The sequence below is a fragment of the Natrinema salinisoli genome, from assembly GCF_020405205.1.
Classification (GTDB): Archaea; Halobacteriota; Halobacteria; order Halobacteriales; family Natrialbaceae; genus Natrinema; species Natrinema salinisoli.
In genome coordinates, this window is the sequence record NZ_CP084469.1 from 3,444,476 (window position 1) to 3,460,412 (window position 15,937).

General features: G+C 65.8%; 14 protein-coding genes and 1 tRNA gene. 10 read left to right on the top strand and 5 right to left on the bottom strand.

Features of this window, described 5'->3' with window-relative positions; all coding sequences use genetic code 11:
* Positions 1-15: 15 nt before the first annotated feature.
* A complete protein-coding gene (locus LDB05_RS16970; RefSeq protein WP_226005164.1) occupies positions 16-216 on the bottom strand; it encodes a hypothetical protein in 201 nt (66 codons plus the stop codon).
* Between the two features lie 156 nt (positions 217-372).
* Here LDB05_RS16970 and LDB05_RS16975 point away from each other — a divergent pair, with 156 nt between their 5' ends.
* Together LDB05_RS16975 and LDB05_RS16980 are read left to right on the top strand one after the other, a co-directional pair.
* Complete coding sequence (locus LDB05_RS16975) at positions 373-2,826, top strand: nitric-oxide reductase large subunit (protein ID WP_226005165.1); 2,454 nt, start codon at positions 373-375, stop codon at positions 2,824-2,826.
* 188 nt (positions 2,827-3,014) lie between these two features.
* Complete coding sequence (locus LDB05_RS16980; protein ID WP_226005166.1) at positions 3,015-4,418, top strand: carotenoid oxygenase family protein; 1,404 nt, start codon at positions 3,015-3,017, stop codon at positions 4,416-4,418.
* Between the two features lie 198 nt (positions 4,419-4,616).
* Here the strand turns inward: LDB05_RS16980 and LDB05_RS16985 are convergent.
* Together LDB05_RS16985 and LDB05_RS16990 are read right to left on the bottom strand one after the other, a co-directional pair.
* A tRNA-Ile gene (locus tag LDB05_RS16985) sits at positions 4,617-4,690 on the bottom strand.
* Positions 4,691-4,767: 77 nt separating this feature from the next.
* Positions 4,768-5,364 carry an FxsA family protein gene (locus tag LDB05_RS16990; protein WP_226005167.1) on the bottom strand — a complete coding sequence of 199 codons (597 nt, stop codon included), beginning with the start codon at positions 5,362-5,364 and terminating at the stop codon, positions 4,768-4,770.
* 144 nt (positions 5,365-5,508) lie between these two features.
* Here LDB05_RS16990 and LDB05_RS16995 point away from each other — a divergent pair, with 144 nt between their 5' ends.
* Positions 5,509-7,158, top strand: a complete 1,650-nt coding sequence (locus LDB05_RS16995) for a DUF255 domain-containing protein (protein ID WP_226005168.1) — start codon at positions 5,509-5,511, stop codon at positions 7,156-7,158.
* An 81-nt stretch (positions 7,159-7,239) separates the two neighbouring features.
* A complete protein-coding gene (locus LDB05_RS17000) occupies positions 7,240-8,043 on the top strand; it encodes a TrmB family transcriptional regulator (RefSeq protein WP_226005169.1) in 804 nt (267 codons plus the stop codon).
* A gap of 68 nt (positions 8,044-8,111) precedes the next feature.
* On the opposite strand, the gene mptA is transcribed toward LDB05_RS17000, so the two are convergent.
* The gene (gene mptA / locus LDB05_RS17005; RefSeq protein ID WP_226005170.1) at positions 8,112-9,044 is read right to left on the bottom strand and encodes a GTP cyclohydrolase MptA; all 933 of its coding nucleotides are present in this window, start codon (positions 9,042-9,044) and stop codon (positions 8,112-8,114) included.
* 344 nt (positions 9,045-9,388) lie between these two features.
* On the opposite strand from mptA, the gene LDB05_RS17010 reads away from it, so the two are divergent.
* From LDB05_RS17010 to LDB05_RS17025, 4 genes are all read left to right on the top strand, one after another.
* Positions 9,389-10,522, top strand: a complete 1,134-nt coding sequence (locus LDB05_RS17010) for a site-2 protease family protein (protein WP_226005171.1) — start codon at positions 9,389-9,391, stop codon at positions 10,520-10,522.
* A gap of 199 nt (positions 10,523-10,721) precedes the next feature.
* Positions 10,722-11,642: a nucleotidyltransferase domain-containing protein gene (locus LDB05_RS17015; RefSeq protein WP_226005172.1), complete on the top strand. Its 921-nt coding sequence runs from the start codon at positions 10,722-10,724 to the stop codon at positions 11,640-11,642.
* A gap of 224 nt (positions 11,643-11,866) precedes the next feature.
* Positions 11,867-12,637 carry a DNA-directed RNA polymerase subunit epsilon gene (locus tag LDB05_RS17020; RefSeq protein ID WP_226005173.1) on the top strand — a complete coding sequence of 257 codons (771 nt, stop codon included), beginning with the start codon at positions 11,867-11,869 and terminating at the stop codon, positions 12,635-12,637.
* Positions 12,638-12,724: 87 nt separating this feature from the next.
* A complete protein-coding gene (locus LDB05_RS17025) occupies positions 12,725-13,378 on the top strand; it encodes a DsbA family oxidoreductase (RefSeq protein ID WP_226005174.1) in 654 nt (217 codons plus the stop codon).
* A 25-nt stretch (positions 13,379-13,403) separates the two neighbouring features.
* Here the strand turns inward: LDB05_RS17025 and LDB05_RS17030 are convergent, their stop codons facing one another.
* Positions 13,404-14,240, bottom strand: coding sequence for an NAD(+)/NADH kinase (locus tag LDB05_RS17030; RefSeq protein ID WP_226005175.1), 837 nt, complete (start codon positions 14,238-14,240; stop codon positions 13,404-13,406).
* A gap of 228 nt (positions 14,241-14,468) precedes the next feature.
* Here LDB05_RS17030 and LDB05_RS17035 point away from each other — a divergent pair, with 228 nt between their 5' ends.
* A complete protein-coding gene (locus tag LDB05_RS17035) occupies positions 14,469-15,578 on the top strand; it encodes a KaiC domain-containing protein (protein WP_425498576.1) in 1,110 nt (369 codons plus the stop codon).
* Between the two features lie 118 nt (positions 15,579-15,696).
* Entirely contained in the window at positions 15,697-15,936 is a 240-nt protein-coding gene (locus LDB05_RS17040; protein WP_226005177.1) for an amphi-Trp domain-containing protein, read from the top strand.
* The last annotated feature ends 1 nt before the right edge of the window (position 15,937 follow it).

The following is a 15,937-nucleotide window of genomic DNA, read 5'->3' on the forward strand; positions in this document are numbered from 1 at the left end:
CGGCCCGACGCGGGTCTACGGGAGGACTCCCGGTCGATTCGGCTCGTTCCGAAACCCCCCGCTATCCGGATCCACTACCACGCGAACGCTGCAGGTGGTCACGCGGTCACGGACGCGTGGTCGCGATTCTGCGGGGAACTGGACGTCGAGTGCGATCGGTCTCTCGAGTGCGTTTTCGATGACGTTCTCCAGCAGGATGCCGTCCTCGTCGGCCATGCGCTCGAGCGAACCCTGACCGAGGAAATACCGACGATCGTCGGTGAATTGTCGGCCGACGCAACCGGGATCGAGGAGCGCCCCCGACGAGGAGGCAGCCAGTCGGTCGACGCTGCGGTCCCCACGGACGCGAATTCTGGACGACCGGCAGCAGCGATGGCACTCGCGGCAACAACCATCCTCTCAGACACAGTGGGTGGCGATCGATCCCTCGCCCGCCTCCTTCCGGTCGTTGCATCTGCCCGTACCGACGTGGAGAACGGTATCATCCCGCTCGAGCGCGACTTCCTCGAATTTCTCTCGATTCTCTCGAGTCTGCCGCTCGAGATCGGGGACGACGGTCTCGATCTCGCAGCGCTTCGATCCGGCTCGACCGGGTTACAAGCGCTGGTCGCGCTCTTCGTCGCCAACCTCGTCGCGATGGGGCTCGGGGCGTGGGTATCTCACAGGCGGGCACCGCCGATCCCCGACGAGATCCGCGGGCCGGACGGGGACCCTATCGTCACGGACGAGCAGGTGCAACTCGGGAAGAAAGTGTTTCAGGCAAACGGGCTCATGAACTTCGGCTCGGTCCTGGGCAACGGCTCGTACTTCGGGGTCGACCTCACCGCGGACGCCCTGGAACTGAAAGCCGAGTTCATGCGCGAGTACTACGCTCGCGAGCGAGGCGGGGAGTCGTTCGAGGCGCTCGCGGACGACGAGCGGGCGGTCGTCGCCGAACGCGTCGAACGGGAACTCGACGCGGACGCACCCGACGGATCGATCGCCCGGTACTCGGCGGCGGAAGTCTCCGCTCACGAGCGCATTCGGGAGCGGTACGTCGACCGGTACCACGACGGATCGCCCGAACGCGGGATTCCGTCGGAGTTCGTCGACTCGGCCGACCACGCCGAGCGGCTCGCCGACTTCGCGTGCTGGACGGCGTGGATGGCCCACACTAATCGGCCCGGCTCGGACCACTCCTACACGAACGACTGGCCGTACGTGCCTGCGACCGGGAACCGGCCCACCGGTCAGGTCCTGGTCTGGAGCACGATCAGCGTCGTCCTGCTCATCGCCGGCGGCGGGTTCGGCGTCTGGGCATACCACGCCTTCGACTTCGCCGAACCGACGACCGAACTCGTCGACGTGCCCTCTCCCGACGCCGTCTCGGTCACGCCGACCCAATACGCCGCGGCGTGGTACGTCCCCGTCGCCGGCGCGCTGTTCGTCGCCCAGACGCTCGTCGGCGCGCTGTTGGCGCACTACTACGTCGAGCGAACCGGCTTCTATCGAATCGGAGAGGCACTCGGGGTCGACGTCGTCTCGCTGCTCCCGTTCTCTGTCGGCCGCGCCTGGCACGTCAACCTCGGGATCCTCTGGATCACGACGCTGTGGCTCGGCGGCGGGCTCTTCCTCCCGGGACTGTTCACCGACCGCGATCCGCCCTGGCAGGCCGCGGGCGCGACCGCACTGCTCGGCGCGCTCGTCCTCGCGACGGTCGGCGCGTTCGCGGGCGTCTGGCTCGGCACCCGCGGGAAACTCGGCTCGCCCGAGGACGGCGAACGCTGGTGGTGGCTCGGCTCCGAGGGCCTCGAGTACCTCGAGGTCGGTCGCGTCTGGAAGCTCGCGTTGCTCGGTGCCTTCGCCGGCTGGACGGGATTAGTGTTGCGCGGCGTCCGCCAACTGGACGAGCCGGCGACCGGATTGGGTCACTTCATGACGTACGCGGGCGGCTCGATCGCGCTCATGTTCGCCGCGAGCATGCTCTACACGCCGGAGACGAACATGGCAGTCACGGAGTTCTGGCGCTGGTGGGTCGTCCACATGTGGGTCGAGGGCGTCTTCGAGTTCTTCGTCACCGCCGTGATTTCCGCCGCACTGGTTTCGATGGACCTCATCGAGAAAGGCGATGCGGAAAATGCGATCCTCTTCGAAGTGTTCGCGATCATGGGGGCGGGCATCGTCGGCGTCTCCCATCATTACTGGTGGGTCGGCCTTCCCGACTTCTGGGTCCCCCTCGGGACGACGTTCTCGACCCTCGAGCTCGTCCCGCTCGTGTTCGTGCTCTATCGAAGCCTCGGCGAGTATCGATCCCTGAAGGCGCAGGGCGAATCCTTCCCCTACACGCTGCCGCTCCTGTTCATCCTCGGCAGCAGCGTGTGGAACTTCGTCGGCGGCGGTGTCCTCGGATTCTTCATCAACCTGCCTGTCATCAACTACTACGAACACGGCACGTACCTGACCGTTGCCCACGCGCACACGTCGCTGTTCGGCGCGTTCGGCCTCCTCGCACTCGGTCTCGGAACGTACATCCTGCGCGTCATCGCGCCTGAAGCCGCGTGGGACCCAACCTGGTTCCGCGGGGCGTTCTGGCTGACGAACGTCGGTCTCGTGATCATGTCCGTCGCGTCGCTGCTCCCTCTCGGATTCGTCCAGCTTCGAACCGCCTATCGGGACGGCTACGCCGCCGCGCGCAGCCTCGAGTTCTACGAGCAAGACCACGTCCAGACGTTGCTGTGGGCGCGAACGCTCGGCGACACGCCGATGATCCTCGGCGCGCTCGCCTTCACCGTCGGGGCGATCCGTCACCTCCGTGCCGCCCGGCGGCACTCGGCTACGGGTGCCTGACGGTGGGTTCGGCGTTCGTCCGGCGAACTCGCCGCTCTCGAGTGTGACGACGGGAAGACGGTGAGTCGAACCGACGGATCACTCGAGGCTGAAGCGAGCCGACCGAGAGATCGACCGAATCGCCCGTGGATACGCATTCGGTTCGATTCGCACGGTGGATTGATACTCGTTCGCACGAATACACGGCTGTGACAGGATCCCGCGTCGGCTTTCACTCGCTGACCACCGAGGTCACCGATCACCGCCCGACGGTCGAGGGCACGGTTCCGGACTGGCTCTCCGGGACGCTGATTCGCAACGGGCCGGCCCGTTTCGAGGTCGGCGGCCGCCGCGTCAACCACTGGTTCGATGGGCTCGCGATGCTCCGCCGTTACGCCTTCGACGACGGCCAGCTCCGCTATTCGAATCGGTTCCTCCGCAGCGGGGCCTACGAAGATGCGATGGACGGCCGGTTGACCGGCCAGTTCGGCACGGACACGCGCGGGTGGCGGCGCCTCCTCGAGACGGTGACCTCGCTGGGACTGCCGGACCCAACCGACAACGCGAACGTCCACGTCGCCCGCATCGACGGCGAGTACGTCGCGCTCACCGAGGCCCCGTGCCGGGTCGCGTTCGATCCCGAGACGCTCGAAACGCGCGGGCGCTTTCGATTCCGCGACGACGTGCCCGAACACATCGCGGCCGCCCATCTCGTGGACGACCCCCACCGCCACGAACTGGTCGGATTCACGACGCAGTTCGGTCGGACGCCGCAATACCACCTCTACCGTCTCCGACGAGGCAGTCGAACGCGCGAACTCATCGCGTCCGTCGACGCGGCGGGGCCGGCCTACATCCACGACTGTAGCGTCACCGCAGATCACGTCATCATCGTGGAATCACCGCTCATACTGTCGGTACTCCGGGCGCTCAACCCGTTTTCCGAGGGCGTGACCGACATGCTCGACTGGCAGCCGGACCGCGAGACGCGCGTGCTCGTGGTCGACCGCGATACCGGCGAGCTCGTGGCCGACCCGACGCTCGATCCGGCCTTTACCTTCCACCACGCCAACGCCTACGTCGACGGCGAGACAGTCGTTCTCGACCTCGTGGAGTTTCCGAACGGCGATATCGTCGATTCGATGTCGCTTGCCGAACTCGAGGGCGAGGGGTTTCCGGCCGTGCCCGACGCCCACCTGATGCGGTATCGTATCGATCCCGACGCGAACGCGGTCCGCCGGCGGCGACTCTACGATGGCGGGATGGAGATGCCGCGCGTCGCCCGCCCGGTCGTCGGCCGGCACCACCGGTACGCGTACGGCCAGGCGACCCATCGCGAGGGGGTGAACGGACTCGTCAAAGTGGACTGTGAGACGGGTGCTACCAGAGAGTGGTGGGAACAGTCGGTTTACGTCGAGGAACCGATACCCGTCCAGCATCCCGATTCCGAGGCCGAAGACGAGGGGGTCGTGCTTGCCACCGCGCTGGACGTCGACCGCGAGCGGACGATGCTTCTGGTCTTCGACGCGGCGACGCTTGATGTCCGAGCGCGGGCCGTTCTCCCGCACGCGGAGCCGTTCGGTTTCCACGGCCGGTTCTTCCGGGACGTGTAGTTCAGGCGAGGTCGTGCGATACGTCACGTGATCGGGATGGAGCAATACTGCGGCTCACCGAGTTGCTCGTCGCGAGAAGTGGGCGACCTCCGATTTGAACTACCTGAAGACGGGCATGCGTCTTCCGTAGTTCAAATCCGAGTTGATCGTATTTCCGCTGCTCACGGGTCACTACGTTCGCGTTGTTCGCAGTAGAAATGGGCCAACTCGGATTTGAACCGAGAGCCTCCACCTTATCAGAGTGGCGCTCAACCTAATTGAGCTATTGGCCCGCACCGCTTTCCTTCGCACTCGGTAGTTGCCCGGTGGAACGTTTAAGGGTTTCTTTCTCCCGCACCCGTGGGAACCCCTAGCGAGCGAGGGGATCGTCGTCTCGGTCGTCGTCCGCGTCGTCCGTCCGCTCGTCGCCGAAGTCGATCGTGTACGAGTCGTCGTCGTTCCCGTCGACGGTGTAGGCGTCGTCACCGAGATCGTAGGTCCCGTCGCCGGTCGATTCTGAGCGCTCGTCCGCCCCCTCCTGATTCGGGAAGCCGATCGTCCAGACGTTCCCGCTGGCGAAGCCGCCCGTTTTCTTGTCCGCGTAGGGGACGATCACGAAGCGCTTGAGCGCGGCTCGGATCGGGATCCGCGTCAGCGGCACGGCGAGCAGGAACCCGAGGAGGTCGGTGACCAGCCCCGGAGTCAGCAGGAACGCCCCGGCGGCGATCAGGAGGGCTCCGTCGAGCAACTCGTTCGTCGGCGGTTTGCCCTCGGCCATCGACCGCTGTATCTTCCGGATCGTCCGCCGACCCTCGGCACGGACGAGAAGCATACCGACCAGTCCAGTCAGGACGACGAGCAAGATCATCCCGACCCAGCCGACGAAGTCGAACTGGGTGACGACGACCGCGAGCAACACGGCGTCGAGGAACGGGATGAGCAACAGCGCGAGGATCCACCGGAGCATACCGGAATATAGATACCGAAGGGTGAAAATCCTTTACTCTCGTCCCAGTATCGGAATCGACGCCGCTCGAGGCCGCGAGCCGCGACTCCGGCCCGCGGCGCGTGCGAACGAAGGGCTTACCCTCGGCACGCGCCTCGGTCCGGTATGGACGATACGACGCGCGTCGAGTGGCGCGAGTGGGGACAGGTCGCCTTCGACGACGCCGACGCGGCCGACGTTCCCGTCTTGCTCTCGCTGACTGCGACGTGGTGCGATCACTGCCACGAGATGGACAAAGAGACGTATTCGGAGCCCCGAATCGCAGCCAACATCAACGACAGTTTCGTTCCCGTTCGAGTCGACGTGGACCGACATCCGCGTGTTCGCGACCGATACAACATGGGCGGGTTTCCGTCGACGGTCTTCCTCGCCCCCGACGGAAAGGTTCTGACCGGAGCGGGGTACCTCGGCCCCGATGGAATGCGGCAGGTGCTCGACAGCGTCCGGACCATGTGGGAAACGAAAGGCAGCGGCGCGGCGCGAGTCCCGCGGCCGTTGCGAGAGGACAACCCGCCGGCCGGCGAGCTGACGGCCGACATCGAAACGGGAATGCTCGGTCACCTCACCGATACCTACGACGAGACCGCCGGCGGCTGGGGGAAGAGCCCGAAGTTCCCGCTGCCCGACGCCCTCGAGTTCGCCCTGAAGCGTGACCGGGAGATGGCGCTGCGATCGTACGACGCAGTCGGCGCGAACCTGCTCGACGAGTACGACGGCGGCTTTTATCGCTTCGCGACCGATCGCGACTGGTCGGGGGTCCAGCGCGAGAAACTGCTCGACTCCAACGGCGCGCTCGTGCGAGCCTTCGCTAACGCCTACCTCCACACCGGCAAGGACGAGTACCGCGAACCCGCCGATCGCACGATCGAGTTCCTGACCACGACGCTATGGAACGGGGACGCCGACGCCTTCGCGAACAGCCAGGCCCCCGGCGACGACGATGCGCACAGCCTCGACGCGACCGATCGAGCGGCCGCCGACGAGCCGCCGGTCGATCGGGGCGTCTTCGCCGGCTCGAACGGGCTGGCGATCGAGGGGCTGCTCACCTACTACGCCTACACCGACGACGAGCGAGCCCGCCGGTACGCCGAGCGCGCGCTCGCGACCCTCCGCGAGGACCTGCTCGCGGACGGCGTCGCCGGCCACGCACTCGACGAGCGCGTGGAACGCACCGCCGACGGCGACCGCGTTTGTCTCCTCACGAATCAGGCGCGTGCGCTGGCGGCGCTGACGACGGCTGCTAGCACCCTCGAGACGGACGCGCTCGAGGACGCGACGAGCGTCGCGGAGGCGACGATCGAACGACTCCACGACGGGGATTCGTTCCTCGACGGACCCGCCGAGGGCGTCGGTCTGTGCGACCGTCCGCTGCGGCCCCTCGACGCCAACGTCGCCTTCGCGGACTCGCTGATCGATTTGGCCGTCCTCACGGGCGACGACCGGTATCGCCAGTTCGCTCGAGAAACGCTCGAAACCTTTGCGGGGGCCAGCGACCGATTCGGCGTCCAGATCGCCCGCTACGCGACGGCCGCGTCCCGGCTGCTCGAGGGGCCGCTGGTGATCCGGGTCGCCGCCGACCCCAGCTCGGACCTCCACCGGGCGGCGCTTCGCCTCGCGGACCACGAGAAAGTCGTCGTTCCCGATGCCGACGACCTCGAAGCGGGAACCGCACGGGCCGAACGAGGCGAGCGGGTATCGGACCCCGCCGAAACTCCCGACGAGTTGAGCGAACGAATTCAGACCGTTCTGGACTGACGCTCGGCCACGAACCTGCCGAGACCGATCCCGTATCAAACTACCATAGCGTTTATGGCCCTCCGGTTGGTCTGTCGTGACATGGCCAGTCTCAGGGACCTCGGGCTCTCGGAGTACGAGGCTCGAGCCTACCGATCGTTACTGAACACCGGCCCGACAACGGCCAAGGAACTTTCGCGGGCGAGCGACGTTCCGATGGGGCGGATCTACGACGTGCTCAACAGTATCGAACAGTACAATCTGGTCCGGAGTCAGACCGCGAGCCGGCCGAAAAAGTACGTCGCGGTCGAGCCCTCGACGGCACTCGATCGGCTGCTCGAGGACAAGAAGCGCGAACTTGAGGAGAAGGCCGACCAGTACGAGTCGATCGTCGACGATCTGGCCGACGAGCTCGACGCGGCCGAGCCGGTCGAAGAGCAGTTCTGGACCGCCGCCGTCGGCCCCGAGGAGACGATCGACCTCCTCCTGGAACGGCTCGCGGCCGCCGACCGCGATATCGTGATGGTCTCGTCCCATCCGTCCCCCCAGTGGGACATGCAGGCCGTCAGCGAGGAGATCAACGCCCAGCTCGAGGACGCCCTCGATCGGGGCGTCTCGATCGACCTGTTGATGACCCGCGAGATGGTCGCCTCGATGTCGGAGGAGGTGGGCCGACGCTATCGAGAGACCCTCCAACAGCGCGAGGACTTCGACGTCCGAACGCACGACGACGTGACGGGCTCGTTCAACATCATCGACGGCGTCGAGGTCTGCATTCAGGTTCCCAACCCGCTCTCTTCGGGCGAGGCCTTCGGCATGATCGACCTGAAGGATCCGGAGTTCGCAGCGAACGTCCACGAGGAGTTCGCCCCGCGGTGGACGGAAGCGGAGCCGCTCGAGTTCTGAATCGTAACTGATTCGATAGCTGATAAATAGGTACGAACTGATCGTGACTCTCCGGAGTCCGTCTCAACTCAGTACTGTTGGCTGACTTCCTCGCGGAGCGTCCCCATTTCGACGATGCGCTCGGCGTGGGCGTTGTGCTGGTGGATCGACTCGTCGTTGGACTGGCTCATCGTGATCACCGCGTCGTCGGCCAGGTGATCGAACTCGTCGACGACGCCCTCGGCCAGCGCCCGAACGCAGTCCTCGACGAACTTCGCGTCGGCGTGGGCCTCGTAGGTCATGTGATCCTCGTCGGGCCGCTTCGCGAGGTTGTAGATCCGGGCGCTCATCGAGTCACGGGCGATGTCGATGATGTCGTTCAGATCGACCGACGGATCGCCGTTGGCTTCGATGGTCAGCGTCGCGTGACCTCGCTGGGAGTGCCCCGGTTGCGGTACCTCCTCCAAGAACTCCGTAATCGTCTTTTCCTCGACGCCGAGGTCCTCGAGGGTCTGTTTCGCGCGGGACGTGGACATCCCCTGCGAGCACGGACAGACGGTCATCCCCGTGACCGTGGCACCGATCTCCTCGCGAGTCCCCTCGTCGGTCGCCGTCGCCGAAGCTACGATATCGACGGTGTGTTGCGTTTCCCGGTCGCTCGCGGGCGTCTGTTCGCGCCGCATGAACTCGGCCTCCATCGAGACCTCCGCTCGCGACGTGTAATCGTGTCGCTCGAGCAGCCGTTCGGCGGCCTCGCCGCAGACTTCCTCGACGCCGTAGGCCTCCTCGCGGGTCGCGTCCTCGAGGATCTCGTCGATGACCTCCATGTTGCGGCTCATGTCCGCGCCCTTCCGCCACCCGGGGAGGTCGACGAAGACCTCGAACTCGGCGGTGAGGACGATCGGGCGCTTGCCCTCGCGGGCGATCTTGACGAGCTTGTCGACGCCGGTGACGCCGACCTGACTCAGGCCGACGGTCACGTCGGGCGACGTCGCCTGCACGTCCGGCAACTGATGACTCATTGCCCGCATTCAGGGTAGCGGGCGATTCAACCTTTCGGAACCAGTAGGTACTGGCTCGAGGGACTGTGGGGTTCAGTACGGACTCGAGCGAGCCGTCGTTTCTTTAAGTGTCTCTGGTCACAAGGTAGAGATACGAGGGAAGACGGTCGTTCTCCAGGACTCCGATTCGGTAGTTGCGACGCTCCGCCTCTCAGCGGCGCGGACGTTCTTCCACCCGATTTTTCAGGCGGTTCAGTTCTGTCCCGGCTGTGGCACGCGACTCGAGTGATCTGCACGGCGATCCGGTAACCTGAACGGTGATCCGTTTTCAGGTCACCTAAGGCCCCGGAGTGACACCAGCGACTGTGCGAAGTTACACTATTACGGAAATCTGGGATATCCCGATTCGAATCAACACGTCGTTGTTGATCTTCCTCCCGATCCTCGCGTGGCTCATCGGAAGCGGGCAGCAGATCGAACTGTACGCCGGGTTCATCGACGGACTCACCGGCGCCGGATTCGACCTCTCACGTCTCGGCGCCGAGACGACGCGGTGGCTCATCGGCATCACGGCAGCGGTCGGGCTGTTCGTGAGCGTCACGCTGCACGAACTGGGCCACTCGTGGGTCGCGCTACGATACGACATCGAGATCGAGTCGATCACCCTGTGGATCCTCGGCGGCATCGCGTCGCTGAAGACCCTGCCCAAGGAGTGGGACCGCGAGTTCTGGATCGCCATCGCCGGCCCCATCACGAGCGTCCTCGTCGCCGCCGTCTGTTACGCCGCCGTTCTCGTCGTGCCGGACTCCCTGCAGGTCACCCGGTTCGTCCTCGGGTATCTGGCGATCACGAATCTACTCCTCGCGGGATTCAACCTCCTCCCCGCGTTCCCGATGGACGGCGGGCGCATCTTCCGCGCCCTCCTGGCTCGTTCCCGTCCCTACGGGAGCGCGACGCGGATCGCGGCGCGAGTCGGCGTCCTCTTCGCGTTCCTGTTCGCTATCGTCGGGGTTCTCAACTTCCAGCTCATTCTCCTCCTCCTCGCCTTCTTCATCTACGGCGCGGCGACCACGGAATCGCGAACCGTCCTCCTCGACGAACTGCTCGAGGGAATCACGATCGGCGACATCATGACCAGGGAGCCCGCGACGGTCTCGGCCGACGCGACGATCGAGGAGTTCGGCGACCAGCTGCTTCGAGATCGCCACTCCGTTCACCTCGTCACGGACGCAAGCGGGGCGGTCGTCGGCGTCGTCACGCTCGAGGATCTCCGGACGGCGCGCGGGAACGACCGAGGATCGACCCGCATCGAGGCGGTTATGCAGGACGTCCCGCGTATCGAATCGACTGCCGACGCCTTCGACACGCTCCCCGTGGTGAACCAGTCCGGGAACGTACTCGTCGAGGAGGCCGGGGAGATCGTCGGTGTCCTCTCGCAATCCGATTACGCGCACGCTATGACGATTCGACGCGGCTTTCAGAGTTCTATCGGCGCGTAGCGAACCCGTTCGAGGGTGCGACGGATTCCGCGACGCTGAGGGTCTTCGGTTCGCGTGCCGGCCGACTTCGGGACGATCCTCTCGGCGGGTTCGGTCCCGACCGCTCTTTAAGTGTCTCTGGTCACAAGGTGAAGCTACGAAGGGCATTCGGCACGCCGGTCTTCTCGCAGTTCCGTTTCCGACGACTCGAGCCACGGCCATGTCTCCCGTTCCGAATCGCGTCCACCGGACCGTCGACGAGCACCTGACGGCGATCGAACGCGAGTACGACGTCGCGGTCGTGCTCGCGGTCGCCCGCGGGAGCCACGCCTGGGGCGCGGCGAGTCCCGACAGCGACTACGACGTCGGGTTCGTCTTCGTCCCGACCGATCTGCGCCGGTACGCCCATCTCGAGAGGCCACCCGAAACCATCGTCGCAGACCGCGGCGAGTTCGAGTACCAGGGCTGGGACGTCCGGACGTTCGCGCGCTTGCTTGCCGACTCGAACGAAGGTGCGATCGACATGTTGCGAAGTCCGATTCGCTATCGCCTCGCGTACGACCCCGCCGACCTCGTCGACTACCTCGAGCGAACGTACAACCCGATCGACCTGTATCACACGTGGCGCGGGATCGCGACGAACAACTACCGCAAGTACGTCTCGCACCACCTGGTCCGCACCGACGATGAGATCTTCCCGATCGTCGAGGCAGACGCGGACGCGTACACCGTCGAAACGGAGGACGGAACGACGACGGTGCCGACCGACGACGACCGGTTCAGCGAGACCCAGACGAAACCGACGGTGAAGCGAAACCTGACCATCTGTCGGGCGGCCATGTTCACGTACTACCTCCTGGAAACCGGGGAACGCGGCGCACACGAGTTACCGGCCCTCGACTTCGAGACGTTCCTGACCGAGCAAGCGCCCGCAGTCTTCGACGCCGACCGAATCGACCGCGCTCGCGGGTTGCTCGAGCGCAAGCGGGCGGGCGAGGGCGATGTCACCGTCGGCGACGCCGTAGGCCGCGAGTTCGCACACCCGCCACGAGCGATCGATCCGGACGTACACGCTCGAGCCGGGCCCGATACCGAACGGCTGGACGACTTCATCGACGAGCTGATCGAGGCCGTCCGGTAGCCCGCGCCGCCCGTCGACCCGCGTCGCCGTTTAAGTGCTTCTGGTCACAAGGTAGAGCTACGAAGGGCTTTTGCGGAGTCGATCACACCGAGCAGAGACCGGTAGCCCCGGGTTTCCTCGGAGCTCACCGACAGCACCATACCTGTTAGAACGGCTGTCAGTCCAGTTAATCGGCCACTGAACGGAGCGAGCCTTTTTCACTCTCCCCCTCTCAGCGACAACTGATGCAAGACGACGGTGCCGATCCTGGTCCAGCGTCCGAGCGAGCGTCGGCCGTCGGAGACGGTATCGAACCCGATTCCGACGGTGAGCGGCGTCTCGAGGCCCGGCCCGGGTCCGGGTCGCTCTCGCGGGCGGACGTCCAGCGCGATTCGACAGTCCGCCGGTGGGGCGTCGTCACGCCGAGCGCGACGGTCATCGGTCGCGCGGACTCGCCCGAGGCGGACCTCTCCGAGAGCGTGCGCCGCCTCCACGACGAACAGCACGCGGCGACGCCCGGCTACAGCGAGCGGGCCCACCACCTCGACCGGCTCCGGACGACGCAGGCGCTGTGTAACGCCCTCGAGGTGACGCCGTGGCAGCGAGACCTCGCGCTGGGTGTCATGGACGAGATCGATCTCACCGAGTTCGGCAGCCAGCGGGCGATCCCGAAGGTGGCGCTGGTGGTGATCCGCCACGTCGTCGACGTCGACCGCCAGCAGTACTTCGGGCTCGACGATATCGATGCGCAGGAACTCTCGGCCGATCGGATGGAGGACCTGTTCGCCCGGTATCGGGCCCACGACATCACCGACGAGGAGGGGTTCAAGCGGCTCGCGGCCGAGTACGGGCTGGACACGACGAGTCTGAACCGACTTCGTCGCGTCCTCAAGTCACAACTCGACGACGAACTGCCGGCCTACGGGCGCAACCCGTATCGGGATCCGAACCTCCCGGACGTGACCGAGTCGGACACCAGCGCCGCCGATGCGGCCGCCACTGGGACCGAGAGCTGAGTTCCGATCGTCTCCACCGCGTTTCTCGTCTTCGTGGTCCCCTGCCGGTGACCGGCGACTTTTCCGTATTAGGTTCCTACTATCCCCATGGCTAACGCTGACACCGGATCGACGCCGGCGACGACCGATCGCATCGAAATTTACGCCGACTACGTCTGCCCGTTCTGTTATCTCGGCACGCGCTCGCTCGAGCAGTACCGCGAGGGGCGCGACGAGCCGCTGGACGTCGAGTGGCACCCCTTCGACCTCCGTAGCGGGAAGCGGAACGCGGACGGCTCGATCGACCACGACGCCGACGACGGCAAGGGCGACGAGTACTACGAGCAGGCGAGACAGAACGTCCGCCGGCTGCAGGAGGAGTACGGCGTCGAGATGGCCCAAGAGATCGCGACCGACGTCGACTCGTTGAACGCGCAGGTCGCCTCGTGGTACGTCAAGCAGGAGTACCCCGAGCAGTGGGCGGAATTCGACGAGTCGATCTACACGGCGCTCTGGCAGGACGGACGCGACATCGGCGACGTCGAGGTCCTGGCCGACCTCGCGGCGGACGCCGATCTCCCCGTCGACGAGATCCGCGACGCGGTCGCGGACGACGGCATCCGAGCGGAACTCGAGGACAGGTTCGCCGAGGCTCAACAGAAGGGGATCACCGGCGTGCCGACGTTCGTCTCGGACGGCCACGCCGCCCGGGGCTCGGTCCCGCCGGAACACCTCGAGCGACTCGTCGAGGGCGACCGGTAGGGGACCGGTCGAGTATCGAGACCGCTCACTCGAGTTTGTCGAGTCCGTCGAAGAAGTTCGCCTGCGGGCCGACGAGCCTGACCGGCTCCGCCGCGAGTGAGACGGAGACCGTCGCAGGCAGTTCGAGTCGCTGTCGATTGCGTCCGTCGCTGATCGCGTAGCCGGCCTCGGCTCCGGAGACGGTGAGGACGAGTTCGGTATCCGGTTCGACGACCAGCGGCGGCATCGAGTCGGTCGCGGCCATCTGCGTGACGACGAGCGCCTCGGCCCCGGGGTGAACCAGCGGTCCGCCCTCGCTCAAGTTGTAGGCGGTCGAGCCCGTCGGCGTGGCGACGAGAACGCCGTCCGCGTGGCTCTCGACGTATTGTTGTCCGTCGACCTGGACCTCGATAGTCGCCCCGCCGCCGTTCCCCCGTCGCGGCCCGTGAACGACGACCTCGTTGAGTGCGGGCTCGAGCGTCCAGTCCGCGTCGACGCCGCTCGCTTGCAGCCGCGACAGTTCGCGTTCCGGGAGGCTTCCCCGTTCGGCGAGTTCGTCCGCGAGGTCGGTGACGACGCCGAGCGCGTCGGCGGGAGCGACGGCGTTGAGAAAGCCGACTTCGCCGAGGTTGACCCCGAGGATCGGCGTCGACCCGACTTCTCGGGCGACGAACAACAGCGTTCCGTCGCCGCCGATACTCACGACGAGGTCGCGACCCGCCATCGCGGCGACCGGGACGGCGGTCGCGTCGATCGCACCGCCGGTCGACTCGTCGACGACGACACTCGCTCCGTCGCGCTCGAGGGCGTCGACGAGGTCGACGGCCAGCGCCTGTGCATGCTCGTTGTCACGTTGGGCGACGATTCCGACGGCGACGTCCATCGTCGGCGGCTACCCGCCCCGCCGTCAAAAACCCACGCTTGTCCGGCCGACAGCAACAAAGTTAATCGGGATGGAGTGACTCCGGTCACGTGAACGATCGCGACGACCTCGTCGCAGTGTCCAGTATGGCTTCCGTCCACCCGCGTCTCCCCGTCGTCGTACCGTCGCTGGCGGCGGAGAGGGACCCGTGCGTTTTCGCTCCGTCCCGGCTACCCGCGGGTGATCGCCGTGAGTGACGACGGCGACTGGTTCGAAGACGCGCTCGAGGGCGAAGACGCGAGCGATGCGGACGAGGAGACGGACGGTGACGAGGAGTGGACCGAGTTTCCGCGCGACGACGATCCCTCGGATACTGCGGAGAGCGCCGATTCCGATGGGCCGCCCGACGGTGGTGCTCCGGCAACCGAACAGCAGGACGAGTTGCCGTCCGAGGAGGACGGAACGGCGACTCCCGACGACGCCGAGGACGACTCCCTGTTCGACGAGGGCTTCGGCTCGGCACTGCAGGACGTCGAGACACCCGCGATCGACGACGAAGACGGTGCTGACGGCCCGGTAGCGGGCCCCGAAGGGTTCGACGACCTCGATTTCGTCCTCGAGGGGAGTGACGAACCCGACTTCGACGAGGAGATCGACTCCGAACTGCCCCGCCTCGATCTCGGCATCGACGGCCTCGACCGGATGATTCAGGGCGGCGTTCCCGAGCGCTCGCTGATCGTCGCGATGGGCAGCGCCGGGACCGGCAAGACCACGTTCGGCCTCCAGTTTCTCCACCACGGCCTCGAGCAAGGCGAGCGTGCGGTGTTCATCACGCTCGAGGAGAGTCGCGACCGGGTCATCAACAGTGCGACCGAGAAGGGCTACGCGTTCGACGAGTACGTCGACGACGGCGAGTTGGCCGTCGTCGACGTCGATCCCATCGAGATGGCCAACAGTCTGGCGTCGATCCGCAACGAACTCCCCGCGCTCGTCGAGGAATTCGACGCCTCGCGGCTCGTGCTGGACTCCGTCTCCTTGCTCGAGATGATGTACGAGGACCGGGCGAAACGGCGGAACGAAATCTACGATTTCTCCCGGAGCCTGAAAGAGGCGGGCGTTACCGCGCTGTTGACCAGCGAGGCGTCGGAGGAGACGCCCTACGCCTCGCGATACGGAATCGTCGAGTATCTCACGGACGCCGTCTTCGTCCTGCAGTACGTCCGGCCCGATGACTTCCGCGAGACCCGGCTCGCGATCGAGATTCAGAAGATCCGAGATGCGAACCACTCTCGGGAAAAGAAGCCCTACGAGATCACGAACGAGGGAATTTCGGTCTATCAGCAGGCGAATCTGTTCTAGCCCTCGTCGCGCCACCGTTCCAGCGAGTGGCCGCGACAGCGCGTTTCAGTCCAGTAAGGGACACTTATCGGCGCGTTCATGGCCCATACTTTTGCGGACAGGTGTCCGATTGATCCGCATGGCGCAACGGACGACAGCCGACGAGACACTGCCGCGAGAGGAACTCGCCGCGTACTTTCAGGACCTCGCGAGGGAGTTCGAGGGCGAGGACGAGGAGGTGATCGTTCCGGTCGGGAACAAGAACGTGTCACTCAGCCCGCCTCACAACATCGACGTCTCGGTCGAGGTCGTCGAACGCTCGTCGATGCTCCGGGGGAACCGTGAAACAGTCGAGATCGAACTGAGCTGGAAACCCTAAC

Coding starts and splice junctions, on each gene's coding strand:
- LDB05_RS16970 (WP_226005164.1), bottom strand. CDS start 216: ATGGCCGACGAGGACGGCATCCTGCTGGAGAACGTCATCGAAAACGCA.
- LDB05_RS16975 (WP_226005165.1), top strand. CDS start 373: ATGGCACTCGCGGCAACAACCATCCTCTCAGACACAGTGGGTGGCGAT.
- LDB05_RS16990 (WP_226005167.1), bottom strand. CDS start 5,364: ATGCTCCGGTGGATCCTCGCGCTGTTGCTCATCCCGTTCCTCGACGCC.
- LDB05_RS16995 (WP_226005168.1), top strand. CDS start 5,509: ATGGACGATACGACGCGCGTCGAGTGGCGCGAGTGGGGACAGGTCGCC.
- LDB05_RS17000 (WP_226005169.1), top strand. CDS start 7,240: ATGGCCAGTCTCAGGGACCTCGGGCTCTCGGAGTACGAGGCTCGAGCC.
- mptA (WP_226005170.1), bottom strand. CDS start 9,044: ATGAGTCATCAGTTGCCGGACGTGCAGGCGACGTCGCCCGACGTGACC.
- LDB05_RS17015 (WP_226005172.1), top strand. CDS start 10,722: ATGTCTCCCGTTCCGAATCGCGTCCACCGGACCGTCGACGAGCACCTG.
- LDB05_RS17020 (WP_226005173.1), top strand. CDS start 11,867: ATGCAAGACGACGGTGCCGATCCTGGTCCAGCGTCCGAGCGAGCGTCG.
- LDB05_RS17025 (WP_226005174.1), top strand. CDS start 12,725: ATGGCTAACGCTGACACCGGATCGACGCCGGCGACGACCGATCGCATC.
- LDB05_RS17030 (WP_226005175.1), bottom strand. CDS start 14,240: ATGGACGTCGCCGTCGGAATCGTCGCCCAACGTGACAACGAGCATGCA.
- LDB05_RS17040 (WP_226005177.1), top strand. CDS start 15,697: ATGGCGCAACGGACGACAGCCGACGAGACACTGCCGCGAGAGGAACTC.